This window comes from Pedobacter sp. AC379 (assembly GCF_979258145.1).
In genome coordinates this window covers 244,678-257,828 of record NZ_OZ409839.1, presented here as the reverse complement: position 1 = coordinate 257,828, position 13,151 = coordinate 244,678, and the positions used below count along the sequence as shown (strand labels likewise).

Genomic DNA, 13,151 nt, shown 5'->3' with positions numbered 1-13,151 from the left:
ACTAATTCATAAACAATGAAAACTAAATTAATTCTTCCGGCGGCCAGCATTTTGTTGTTTGCTGCTTGTCAGAATAAGAAACATCAGGAAACCGAAACGATAACTGCGCGTACCGAATTTTTCGATAAAACAGGTATGGATACCACAGTTAAGCCAGGTGATAATTTTTTCCTGTATGCAAATGGCAAATGGATTAAAAACACCGAAATTCCGAAAACAGAAACAGGCTGGGGCTCTTTTTATGTTTTGTATAATGATAACCTTAAAAACCTGGATAAGATTCTTGAAAGCGCGTCAAAATCAGATGGTGCTAGGGGAAGTGCCGAGCAAAAAGTTGGCGATTTTTATGCGAGTGGAATGGATACACTTACCATCGAAAAATTAGGTATCGAACCTATAAAACCTTTACTTTCGAAAATTGACGGGATTAAAAATGATAAAGATTTAATCAACTTTGTGGCTGATGGTTATAAAAATGGCGAAGGTGATTTGCTAAGTTTTAGTGTAGAGCCCGACGATAAACTGAGTACCATAAATGCGCTGGCATTTTCACAGGCAGGCCTTACCTTACCCGATCGGAGCTATTACCTTGATCAGGATGATAAAGCAAAAAAAATAAGAGCAGAGTATATTAAATACATCACAAAGATTTTTAGTCTTGCAGGCGATTCAATAAATGCAGCAAAGTATGCAGATAACATTTTAAAGTTAGAAACTGCCATTGCACAATCGCATTCAACACCTGTTCAACTACGCGATCCACAGAAAAACTATAACAAAATGACAGTGGCCGATTTCCAGAAACAAACACCGAATATTGAGTGGAAATCTGTGTTGAATAAATTAGGCGCAACTACTGATACGATTATTGTTAGACAGCCGAAATATTATCAAACTTTATCGGGCCTGGTAAAAAGCCAACCTATTGAGATTTGGAAAGAAAAGCTAAAATTTGATGCCTTAAACCGATCGGCCAATGCTTTTACCAAAAAATTCAGAACGGCTAAATTCAATTTCTTCTCCAAAACGCTGTATGGTCAGCAGGCACTAACAGAAAGGTGGAAATCCATTGTAAACGCTACAGACAATAGTTTAGGCGAACTTTTAGGTCAATTGTATGCCGAAAAGTACTTTAAACCGGAAGCGAAAGAACGCATGTTGACTTTGGTAAATAACTTACAAAAGGTATATGCAGAACGGATTCAGAAAGTGGATTGGATGACCCCGGAAACTAAAAAGAAAGCTTTGGAGAAATTAAATGCATTTATTAAAAAAATCGGCTATCCGGATAAATGGAAAAAATATGATGATGTAGAGGTTTCCAAAAATACGTATTATGCAAACCTCCAATCAGCAAATAAGCACGGCTATAAAGAAATGATGGATAAGCTGGGCAAAAAAGTTGATAAAACGGAGTGGGGAATAACTCCGCCTACAGTGAATGCCTATTATAATCCTTCATTTAACGAAATTGTATTCCCTGCGGGAATTTTGCAGTTTCCTTTCTTTGATTTCGCGGCTGATGATGCAATAAACTATGGTGCTATTGGTGCGGTAATCGGACATGAAATGACACATGGTTTTGATGATCAGGGCCGCCAGTATGATGCTGTAGGCAATTTAAAAGAATGGTGGACCAAAGCTGATGCAGATAAATTTAAAGCTAAAGTGGGTAAGGTTGAAACATTTTACAACAACTTCACTTTGCTGGATAATCAGCACGTTAATGGTTCATTAACTTTAGGCGAAAACCTTGCCGATATTGGTGGATTGAACATCGCTTATGATGCATTTAAATTAACTAAGCAGGGAAAAGGCGATAAAAAGATTGATGGTTTTACGCCAGATCAACGTTTCTTTTTAAGTTTTGCCCAGGTATGGAGAATGAAAACCCGTGATGAAAGTATGCGTGTAAGGATAAAAACGGATCCGCATAGCCCAGAAATGTTCCGGGTAAATGGCCCGGTTTACAATATGGAGGCGTTTTACAAAGCATTCAATATACCTGTTACGGCAAAAATGTATGTTGCACCTGCAGACCGCTTGGGTGTTTGGTAAGCAATTGATTAAAATTAAATTATAGAATCGTCATTTCGAGCGGAGTTTACGCAGTCGGGAAATCTGAATATATTGATCTCTCCATTTTGCTATGCTTCAGTCGGGATGACGGCTTTTTTTGTAATATTCTCTATGATAGGTATTTACTGTTTTATAAAATTTCTGGAAGAGATAACTTACAGGCAAATTGCATTTACAACACAAGCACTTTTTTGATCGATTTAAAACAAAAGCAAAGTTATTTTGTATTAGTCATATTAAAAAGTAACCTCATGAATGTAAAACGCACTTTTGGAACCGTATTAACTATATTAGGAATAATAGGCCTAATATACGCAGGGTATGGTTTTGTAAACCACAATCAAAACTCAAGAGGTTTGATGGTTTATGGAATCATCGGATTGATATTCTTCGTATCAGGCATTGGTCTGGTGAAAAACACTAAAGACGAAAGCTAAGCTATTGTTTTTGTCTTATTTTTGGGATAGCTGGAGGAGTGTCGAAGGTGCTCTGAGGTTATCCCAAATTACTTTTATTTTTAAGCAGCATTTTGTTCGCTAAATTAAGTGAATCACTTCTGTTTCTTTTTTTGCTTAATAATCTGGTATTGACTAAAAGCTACGAGGCACCCCGCTAAAATAATAATACCTGCCGATAATAAGTTCTTAGGATTCTGATTGATGTAATAAGCTGCTGCCAACACCAAAAGTGCAGCTGCAATACCTATGATATAATGAATGATTAATCCGGTTTTCATGGCGCAAATATTCTTAAATAAATTGAGATTGATGTCTTAGAAGATTAATCTTTTAAGCTAATCCTGTTATCAGCAAATTTTAGCTGATGGCCAATGAAATCAATATCCGTTAATTCTTTAATCCTTTTAAAGGCACCATAATTATCATCCAATGTCAAACGGTTGATTTTATCCTGTTTAACCGAAACGATATCCGCAAAAAGAAAATCTCCTTTAGCGTTTATTTTAAGCTGTAGCAAAGGAGCAATGCCATTATTTCCTTTTAGGCTGAACATGCCATAAGTGCAAAAATTACCCAAACTGTAAGCAATAAATTTATTTTTATATACTTCAACCGCACGGGTTACATGTGGGCCATGGCCTAGTACTACATCTGCACCGGCATCTATAACGGCATGTGCAAACGCATATACATTGCCTCTGTTTTCATTGTAAAAAATCTCATTTTTGCGCGGCACATGCTCAAACCTGGCACCTTCGCCCCCGCCGTGAAAAGAAACGATTACAATATCGGCCATCTTTTTTAAACGGGTTACTAAAGCTTTAGCACTATCTATCTTATTAATAGAAACGGTATTTTCATTTGGTGCAAATGCACAGAAAGCATATTTTACACTATCCTTTTCAAAAATTTCGAATGGTTTGTTTACTTGACCCGCATAATGAATCTGTAACGAATCCAAAATTCTTGCGGTGTTTTTACGTCCTTTCGCATCAAAGTCGCCAACATGGTTGTTTGCTATGCTTAAAACATTAAAGCCTGCACTTTTGTAAATTCCTGCATACCGTTCAGGCATTCTAAATGCGTAACAGTTGTTAGGGTTGATGCCATTACATTTATTAGAGTTGCCAGAATTAAGGAAACAACCTTCAAGGTTCCCGAAAACGATATCACCTTTTAACGGGCTATCTACCGCATCAAAACTATTTAAAGCGTCATCGGGTGGCAAATTTATTTTTGAAGGAAATGCTGAGCCAAGCATAATATCGCCTACAGCAGTAATGGATATCGTATCTTTTATTTTTCTGATTACGGTATCCTTTTTGGCAACTGTAGTGGTAATCTGGGCATTATTACTGGTGCAACTAATCAAAATAATCAGTGCAATAGCGGATATCATTAGTGTATTGAAGAACTTCATTATTGATTTAAGCGGTATAAAAAAATCCTCCAAAATTTCTTTAGGAGGATTGTGTATGTTTTAAACTGTTGACTAAAAACCGTCAACTATATATTGGTCTATTCTACTTCAAATTCTTTCTTGAACGATTCTAAAACACGACCGCCTTTGTAAAAGTAACGGCTGTAATAAGGTTCGTTCAGGTTACTGATTACCACACCGCGAGAACTTGATGCGTGAGCAAATCTATTATCGCCTAGGTAAATTCCTACATGAGAAATACTTCTGCTTTTTATTTTGAAGAAAACCAAATCACCTTCTTTCAAATCTTCTTTAGACAATGGATCTACCATGCTGAAAATATCGCGCGAATTTCTTCTGATCGTTGTGTTGAAAACTTTGTCGTAAATCGCTTTGGTAAAAGCCGAGCAATCAATGCCTCTTTTACTGTTTCCACCATAACTATATGGCGTTCCGATCCATTCGTATATAAACTTATATAGTTTTAAATTCGAAGTTGCATCTACTGCAACACCCATCACCTGTGAGAAATATTGCGAAGCAAGATTGTCGGGATCGTTCAGGTCTTTACCAGATTCTTTTGTTTTTGTTTGCGCAAATGCGGTTGAGAGCGTGCAGATAGCGATTAAGGTTGAAAACAAAAATTTTTTAATCATGTTATACAGTTATGTTTGGGTATTCACTTACACATTAACGTACACCACATGGGCTTATTGTTGGTTGTCAAAAGTATTGATTATACAAATGTTATCCAAATGTAATCTTGTAAAAAGTGAAAGTTATTAACATTTTTATTTTTTATCCACGTTTTTTTAAAAAATATTTAAGCACAGGAGGGACTTTTTTTCCCATACCGTTCTCCTGTTAAATTTCGGTTCGAGATTAAATTATTGTTTTTTAAATTATGTAAATCCTTATTTAAACAAAATTATATTTTATAGTAATTTGATTCCGTATTATGATAAAGGGTGTTGATTTAATTATAGGAAATCGTACTAAAACCGCCGAAAAATTGAAAAGTCCTGTTGGTTGTTGCATTTAATTGTAAAACAACTGTTAAATCTGATTTTAACCCTGATACTATGATGTTTTTACACTAGAAAGTGCCAAAAATTACAATAAAAAAATTAGATTTGCTGTCGCAAAAAACAAATATCCTAAAATGAGTGCAGTAGAAATAAATAAAGATACCTGGTTAAAGTGGTTTGAGTCGATGTTGCTTATGCGCAAATTCGAAGAAAAAACTGGCCAGTTATACGGACAACAAAAAATACGTGGCTTTTGTCATTTATACATTGGACAAGAAGCTGTAGTTGCAGGTGCAATATCTGCAATGCAAAAAGGTGATTCAATGATTACAACTTACCGTGATCATGCCCATGCCTTAGCTTTAGGAGTTAGTGCCGATAGTATTATGGCAGAAATGTACGGTAAAGCTACAGGTTGCTCTAAAGGTAAAGGTGGTTCGATGCACATGTTCAGTAAAGAACATAACTTTTATGGTGGTCATGCAATTGTTGGCGGTCAGATTCCATTAGGTGCTGGTGTTGCTTTTGCAGAAAAATATAAAGGAACCGACAATGTTAATATTTGTTACATGGGCGATGGCGCGGTGCGTCAAGGTGCATTAAACGAAACATTTAACATGGCCATGCTTTGGAAATTGCCTGTTGTTTTTGTTTGCGAAAACAATGGTTATGCAATGGGTACCTCAGTACAGCGTACCACCAACATGACCGATATTTATAAAATAGGTTTAGGTTTTGATATGCCATGTGCACCGGTTGATGGTATGGATCCTGTTGCCGTTCATAACGCAATGGATGAAGCAATTCAACGTGCACGTAAAGGTGAAGGACCTACTTTCTTAGAAATGAGAACTTACCGTTACCGTGGTCACTCAATGTCTGATCCGGCAAAATACCGTACCAAAGAAGAATTAGAAGATTATAAAGCAAAAGATCCGGTTGAGCATGCAAGAGAAACTATTCTTAAAGAAAAGTATGCAGATCAGGCCTGGATTGAAGAAGTAGAAGCTAAAGTGAAAGCAACTGTAGATCAGGCAGTGAAATTTGCTGAAGACTCTCCTTGGCCTGATGCATCTGAATTATACAAAGATGTATATATGCAACAGGACTACCCTTATGTAATGGACTAACAATATTTAGATTTCAATTAATTAGATATAATGGCTGATGTAATTAAAATGCCCAAGATGAGCGACACCATGACCGAAGGGGTTTTGGCGAAGTGGCACAAAAAAGTGGGCGATAAAGTGAAAAGCGGCGATGTTTTAGCAGAAGTAGAAACTGATAAAGCAACAATGGACATGGAATCATATTGGGATGGCACGCTTTTATACATAGGTGTAGAAGAAGGATCATCTGTACCTGTTGATGCCATTATGGCCGTTATCGGTAAAGAAGGCGAAGATTATAAAGCTGCTTTGGAAGCTGAAAAAGGTGCTGAAGCACCAAAGGCCGAAAGTACTGATGCTCCAAAAGCTGAAGAGAAAAAAGAAGAAGCTGCGCCTGCACAAGGTGGTGGTTTAACTGAAGAAGAATTGGCTGCTAAAGGTGTAACGGTAATCCGTATGCCTTTATTAAGCGATACCATGACAGAAGGCGTAATTGCCGAATGGCATAAAAAAGTTGGCGATAAAGTAAAAGATGATGATGTTCTTGCTGATGTAGAAACCGATAAGGCAACTATGGAAGTAATGGGCTACGCAACCGGAACTTTATTGCACATTGGTGTAGAAAAAGGTGCTGCTGCGAAAGTAAACGGAATTATCGCTATTGTTGGTCCGGAAGGAACTGACGTAAGCGGAATTTTGGCTGGTGGTTCTGCCCCGGCTCCCAAAGCTGAAAGTGCTGAAGCACCTAAAGAAGAAAAACAAGCTACAGCTGCTGATGCAAATACATCTGCCCCGGTTGCAGAAAGTTCATCTGATAGTCGTGTTAAAGCATCTCCTTTGGCAAAGAAAATTGCTAAAGATAAAGGCATTGATTTAGCACAGGTTGCAGGTAGTGCAGAAGGTGGTCGTATCATTAAAAAAGATATCGAAAACTTTAAACCATCTGCTGCTCCGGCCAAAGCAGAATCTGCTTCGGCTCCGGCTGCTGAGAAAGCTGCTGCACCGGCACCGGTTATTCCTCAATATGTTGGTGAAGTTAAATTTACTGAAGCTCCGGTTTCGCAAATGCGTAAAGTAATTGCTAAACGTTTGGCAGAGAGTTTATTTACTGCTCCACATTTCTATTTAACCATCAGTATTGATATGGACAACGCAATGGCTGCACGTACAGCTATTAATGCAGTTGCTCCTGTTAAAGTTTCTTTCAACGATATCGTAATTAAAGCGGTTGCTGTTGCATTGAAAAAACACCCTGCGGTTAATTCATCATGGGGTGGCGATAAAATCAGGTTTAACGAACATACCAACATTGGTGTGGCTATGGCTGTTGAAGATGGTTTATTGGTTCCGGTGGTGCGTTTTGCTGATGGTAAATCTTTATCTCACATCTCTGCAGAAGTAAAAGATTTTGGTGGTAAAGCAAAAGCAAAAAAATTACAGCCAGCAGATTGGGAAGGTTCTACTTTCACAGTTTCCAACCTGGGTATGTTTGGTATTGATGAGTTTACTTCAATTATCAACTCACCTGATGGTGCAATTTTATCAGTTGGTGCTATCCAGCAAGTTCCTGTGGTTAAAAATGGAGCTGTTGTTCCTGGTAATGTAATGAAATTGACTTTAGGTTGCGATCACCGTGTGGTTGATGGCGCAACAGGTGCACAATTCTTACAAACTTTAAAAGGTTTATTGGAAGAACCAATCAGGTTATTAGCATAATCAGTTAGCGATTTACAATTTTCAGCTCAAGCTGACAATATAATTAAAGCCATCCTTTCAGGATGGCTTTTTTTGCGTTTAAAGCTTTTAGTAAATGGCCACATATTTTACTATTTTTGAATAGAACCATAAACCAAACTAAATGAAAAAGATATTTCTATTTGCGGCCTGTATTATGGCACTTGTTGCGTGTAAGCAAAAAAGCAGCCTGGATAGCAGTGCTGAAAATAAAGCTTTTGCCGGCATGTGCGAACAGTATTATCAGGACGGATTAAAATTGAATCCCATTAATGCAACTTACATTGGTGATGAAAGGTATAACGACCTTTTGGCCAATGATGGATCGCAAACCTATTTGAAAGCATATAGATCTTACAACGAACGTTACCTTGATAGTTTGGGTAAATATGATAGAGCAAGCCTGAATGCAAATGATAAATTATCTTTCGATTACTTGAAAGACCAGTTGGATATCAATCTTGAGGGTTTGAAGTATCATTTCGAATACCTGCCATTTAACCAGATGTTTGCTTTGCCGCTAACCATTGGTCAGTTTGGTTCGGGTACGGGGATACAGCCTTTTAAAACCGTAAAAAATTACGAAGACTGGTTAAAGCGTGTATATGCTTTTTCGGTATGGGCAGATACTGCAATTGGGAATTTTAAAAAAGGTGCAGCTGCCGGTATTGTATTGCCCAAGGCATTGGTGGTAAAAATGATTCCTCAAATGCAAAGCATGGTGGTGGCAAAGCCCGAAGAAAGTTTATTTTATGGTCCGGTTAAATTAATGCCTGGTAGCTTTTCTGCGGCTGATAAACAAAAACTAACCACAGCTTATCGCAATTCCATCACCAATGTGATTATTCCCACCTATAAAAAACTGGGTGATTATCTCCAAAATGAATATTTACCAAAAACCCGAGCAACATCTGGTTATTCTGCCATGCCGGGTGGTTTGGCCTGGTATACTTACCTGGTTAAACAACAAACAACTACCAACAAAACACCCGAGGAAATTTATCAAACAGGTTTAAAAGAAGTTGCCCGGATTAAAGGGCAGATGGACAGCATCAAAAATTTGGTTGGCTTTAAAGGCGATTTAAAGGCTTTTTTCGAGTACATGAAAACCGATAAAAAATTTATGCCTTATAAAACACCCGAAGAAGTTTTGGCTGCTTTTGAGAATATCCACCAAAGGATGAAGCCGAATTTGAAAAAAATGTTTGATGTGGAGCCTAAAACCCCTTTCGAAATACGCCAAACCGAAGCTTTCAGAGCAGCATCGGCCAGTGCAGAGTATAATCAGGGTTCGGCAGACGGAACACGCCCCGGGATATTTTATGTACCTATATTAGATGCAAAAACTTTTAATACCACCTCAGGAATGGAATCGCTTTTCCTTCATGAAGCAATCCCTGGTCACCATTACCAGATTTCTTTAACGCAGGAAAACAAATCGCTGCCTAACTTCCGCCGTTTTGGTGGGCATAATGCTTACGTAGAAGGTTGGGCATTGTACTGCGAATCGTTGGGTAAAGAACTGGGCTTGTATCAGGACCCTTATCAGCAGATGGGCGCATTGGGTGATGAGATGCATAGGGCAATCCGCTTGGTGGTTGATGTGGCCATTCACACTAAAAATATGACCAGAGAGCAAGCCATAAAATATATGACGGATAATGAGGCCATCAGTAATGAAGGTGCAACAGCAGAAATTGAACGTTATATGGGTATTCCTGCACAGGCTTTGGGTTACAAAACCGGTGCAATGAAAATAAGGGAATTAAGAACAAAGTATGAAAAACAATTAGGTCAGAAGTTTAAATTGGCAGCTTTTCATACAGCAGTTTTAAAAGATGGATCTTTGCCGTTATCTGTTTTTGAAGCAAAGATGGATGCCTGGGCTGAAAGCCACAAATAGGATAGTTTTTTGTTGTAAATAATTGTTCAAAAAGTCGTCATTTGAAGAGAAGTGCAATCTAGCCGGGAATCTGTCGAATGAATTCCGTTAATCGATGCTTCATACAAATGACGGCTATTGCAGAAATGTGAATGAAGCAATCAAATCTTTAAACCCTTTGCCAATAACTTTGTTAACTATAAAAACATCCCTAAAACATGGACAAAGAAAAATTGATACAAGAAGCTTACCTAGTTGCGCATAAAATTGAAGAGAACGGCAATTTCCCGAATAACCCAACTTTGCCATTAATGATTTACAAAGGCACTTTTAGGCTTCATCCTGACGATACCGAAGAGGTAATTAAACGTGTTTTTGCGCAGAATGGTTATACCAATGCCTGGGTTGATGGTATTTTCGATTATCACCATTACCATAGCAATACACATGAGGTAATGGGCGTTTTCTGCGGCAAGGCCGATGTGCAGTTTGGTGGCGATCATGGGGTTTGTATTGAACTGGATAAAGGTGATGTAATCATTATCCCCGCAGGTGTTGCACATAAAAAGCTGAACTCAAGTGAAGATTTTACTGTTGTTGGCGCATACCCGAATGGTGCCGAATACAATATGAAATATGGCAAAGCCGAAGAGCGGCCGGAAGCAGATGAAGAGATTGCAAAAGTTAAAAATCCGGATAACGACCCGGTTTATGGAAGTAAAGGTCATTTATTGGAGTGCTGGTATAACCAAAATTGCGAAAATGTGTAAAACTCTTTCGTTTTAACCGTCTAAAATTCTTTAATTTTCGGGTTTTAAATACACTATCCTTAATATAAATGAATTTTCGATACATCTGTTCAGCATTAGCCCTCTCTGTAACTTTACTAACTGCATGTTCAAGCAAAAAATCCGAGGAGAAAAAGGCGGCTGAAAAGAAAATCCGTACCAAAGATGACGACAAAGCCGATAGCCTTTTATTGGTTTACAATCCCCAAAAGGGAGATAAATGGATTGCTGATTTTGTAGATAATCTACACCGGAAATTCGGTTTCAACGGAAATATGCTTGTGGCCAAAGATGGTAAGATCCTTTACGAAAAAGCCATAGGCTGGGCTGATTACCTGCACCGCGATAGTTTAAATATCAACTCAGAATTTGAGCTGGCATCGATTACTAAAACGTTTACAGGCACTGCAATAATGCAACTGGTAGAAGCAGGGAAACTTTCGCTAAACGATAACGTAAAAAAGTTTTATCCTAATTTTCCATATGAAGGGATAACCGTGAAACTATTGCTCTCCCACCGAAGCGGTATGATGAACTACGTTTATTTTATCGATGATATCTGGCGAAAAGAGAAACGCAATATGAAAAAAGGCGTTACCAACCAAGAGGTTATGGATGTAATTGCCGAACGTAAACCAAATCCGTATACCAAACCCGACAACCGTTTTCATTATAACAACTCAAATTTTATGGTTTTGGGAGCCATTATTGAAAAAGTAACCGGACAGCGTTATTCTCAATATATGATGGAACATGTATTTAAGCCTGCCGGGCTAAAGCACACCCATGTATACAGCACCACCGAATATGAAAAAATACCGGTAGATGTGGTTGGCCATGACCGCAATAGCTTTAGGTATTCTGTTGCACAGAATTTTTTAGATGGGCCAGTGGGCGATAAGGGTATTTACAGTACGGTGCACGATCTGGTATTATTTGATAAATATTTGAAAAATGGAAGATTATTAAGTAAAAAAAGTTTAGATTCTGCATATACCGGACATAATAAACCTATAAATGGCCACTTTAACTATGGTTATGGATGGAGAATGTTTGATGGAGAGAAAATGGACAAAGTGGTTTATCACACTGGCTGGTGGCATGGTTTCCGCCATATTTATGTTAGAGATTTAAACAAAAACATTGTTATTGTGTTTTTAGGCAACCTAACTAACGGAAGTTTAATGCATCTCGATGATTTATACAAACACTTTGATATGCCGATTATCCGTAAAGGTGCTTACCATGGCAACGGAAGTTTGCCAGGCTCAGACGAAGATTAATTTTTATGGCAAAAACTAAGTGGATTATTGAACCAAGTACGTTAACCATCTATCCTAAAAGAAACTTGAGGATAATTGGTATTATCTTTTTCGTACTTATTGCGGCTTTTATTTTCTATCTGTCAAGGTCTATCCAAGGTTATTCATACGGCTTAACTTTTGGGTATTATATCTTTATGCTGCTCATCCCACTATTGTTAGTTTTTGTAGCCGAAACTAAAATTATCTTTGATGGCAACAGCAGGAGATTATATAAAAAGATTGGTTTTTTGCCTACCGGATCTATTGCCTTTGATGATATTGCTTCGGTTCAGGCCTATGAAATACTGGGAAGTGGTTTTAATTACAGGCTGTTTAAAAAGAGTAACAGGCACGGAAAAGGCTTAATCGTTTCTTCAGGTTACAGCAAGGCCACCAATGCCAACCTCATTCAATTTCAACAGGAAGTACTGCCAAAAATTGATGAACTTGTTTTTGCCAATGCCCCGTTTATCCCTAAACAGGCCATTTACGATTTTAAATTTTTTAAAGAAGAGGGTGGGGTTTACCTGCTGCGCGACAATAAAATAGGCAGTTTAATTATCGGTTTATTCCTGATCGGTATTACTGTTGCCGTCTTACTTACCCCAAATGCTTTAAGTAGTGAAGGATCTATCAAAAGGTTATTGATAACCTATTTCCCGGCGGTTATCGGTTTGGCATTACTTTTTGCAGCAACTTCCAATATCCGTTTTGATAAAACTCAGCGTAAAATAATCCGTTCTACATTTGCTGGCCGTGTGGTAAAAGAATATCCTTTCGATGATCTGATCCGCTTCCAGATTATCCGTAAAACAACAAATCTCATTTATTCGGGTACCGAAGTTAGGGCTGAGATAGAAATTCCGGCCAAAAACAAGGCAATTACCTTAATCCTTAAAAATTTTATTGGTACAAAAAAAATCGATCGCTTTATTGATGAGGCGAATACGATTTTAGGCAGAATTTAGTTTAATATAAAACACATCCATTATGTTCGATAAATTATTTGCGGCACAACAAAAAGCCGAAGAAATTAAAAAACGCCTCGATACTGTATCAGTATATGGCGAGGTAGAAAACGGTGCAATAAAGATTACAGCAACAGCAAATAAAGCTATTACTGCTGTTTCTATTGATGAAGAATTTTTAAAAAGTGCTGATAAAGAGGAGTTGGAAGAGCTGTTACTAACCGCAATTAACAAAGCTTTGGCAAGTGCCGAGCAGGTAAGTGCAGCAGAAATGCAAGCTTCTGCACAGGATATGCTTGGCGGGTTGGGCGGCATGTTCGGGCAATAATATCATGAGCTTTTATTTGCTTTCAATATTAATTATACTCAAATTTTGATAAA

At 37.9% G+C, this 13,151-nt stretch carries 12 protein-coding genes; 9 read left to right on the top strand and 3 right to left on the bottom strand.

Features of this window, described 5'->3' with window-relative positions; translation table 11 throughout:
- The first annotated feature begins 15 nt into the window (after window positions 1-15).
- Window positions 16-2,058 carry a M13 family metallopeptidase gene (locus ACZZZW_RS01115; RefSeq protein WP_055902990.1) on the top strand — a complete coding sequence of 681 codons (2,043 nt, stop codon included), beginning with the start codon at window positions 16-18 and terminating at the stop codon, window positions 2,056-2,058.
- A gap of 272 nt (window positions 2,059-2,330) precedes the next feature.
- Window positions 2,331-2,516 carry a hypothetical protein gene (locus tag ACZZZW_RS01110; RefSeq protein WP_055903108.1) on the top strand — a complete coding sequence of 62 codons (186 nt, stop codon included), beginning with the start codon at window positions 2,331-2,333 and terminating at the stop codon, window positions 2,514-2,516.
- 113 nt (window positions 2,517-2,629) lie between these two features.
- Here the strand turns inward: ACZZZW_RS01110 and ACZZZW_RS01105 are convergent, their stop codons facing one another.
- From ACZZZW_RS01105 to ACZZZW_RS01095, 3 genes are all read right to left on the bottom strand, one after another.
- Window positions 2,630-2,815 (bottom strand): hypothetical protein, encoded by a 186-nt coding sequence (locus ACZZZW_RS01105; protein WP_055902988.1) that lies wholly within the window; start codon window positions 2,813-2,815, stop codon window positions 2,630-2,632.
- A gap of 44 nt (window positions 2,816-2,859) precedes the next feature.
- The gene (locus ACZZZW_RS01100) at window positions 2,860-3,957 is read right to left on the bottom strand and encodes a CapA family protein (RefSeq protein WP_463492052.1); all 1,098 of its coding nucleotides are present in this window, start codon (window positions 3,955-3,957) and stop codon (window positions 2,860-2,862) included.
- Between the two features lie 98 nt (window positions 3,958-4,055).
- A complete protein-coding gene (locus ACZZZW_RS01095; protein ID WP_055902984.1) occupies window positions 4,056-4,613 on the bottom strand; it encodes a C40 family peptidase in 558 nt (185 codons plus the stop codon).
- A 506-nt stretch (window positions 4,614-5,119) separates the two neighbouring features.
- Between ACZZZW_RS01095 and pdhA the strand changes: the two genes are divergently transcribed.
- From pdhA to ACZZZW_RS01060, 7 genes are all read left to right on the top strand, one after another.
- Entirely contained in the window at window positions 5,120-6,115 is a 996-nt protein-coding gene (pdhA, locus tag ACZZZW_RS01090) for a pyruvate dehydrogenase (acetyl-transferring) E1 component subunit alpha (RefSeq protein ID WP_055902982.1), read from the top strand.
- Between the two features lie 30 nt (window positions 6,116-6,145).
- Window positions 6,146-7,810, top strand: coding sequence for a dihydrolipoamide acetyltransferase family protein (locus ACZZZW_RS01085; RefSeq protein ID WP_055902980.1), 1,665 nt, complete (start codon window positions 6,146-6,148; stop codon window positions 7,808-7,810).
- 142 nt (window positions 7,811-7,952) lie between these two features.
- Window positions 7,953-9,731, top strand: a complete 1,779-nt coding sequence (locus ACZZZW_RS01080; RefSeq protein WP_463492051.1) for a DUF885 domain-containing protein — start codon at window positions 7,953-7,955, stop codon at window positions 9,729-9,731.
- Between the two features lie 197 nt (window positions 9,732-9,928).
- Window positions 9,929-10,480, top strand: coding sequence for a cupin domain-containing protein (locus ACZZZW_RS01075; protein ID WP_055902976.1), 552 nt, complete (start codon window positions 9,929-9,931; stop codon window positions 10,478-10,480).
- A gap of 68 nt (window positions 10,481-10,548) precedes the next feature.
- Window positions 10,549-11,781: a serine hydrolase domain-containing protein gene (locus ACZZZW_RS01070; RefSeq protein WP_055902973.1), complete on the top strand. Its 1,233-nt coding sequence runs from the start codon at window positions 10,549-10,551 to the stop codon at window positions 11,779-11,781.
- 5 nt (window positions 11,782-11,786) lie between these two features.
- A complete protein-coding gene (locus ACZZZW_RS01065) occupies window positions 11,787-12,770 on the top strand; it encodes a hypothetical protein (protein WP_463492050.1) in 984 nt (327 codons plus the stop codon).
- A gap of 22 nt (window positions 12,771-12,792) precedes the next feature.
- Complete coding sequence (locus tag ACZZZW_RS01060; protein WP_055902969.1) at window positions 12,793-13,098, top strand: YbaB/EbfC family nucleoid-associated protein; 306 nt, start codon at window positions 12,793-12,795, stop codon at window positions 13,096-13,098.
- The last annotated feature ends 53 nt before the right edge of the window (window positions 13,099-13,151 follow it).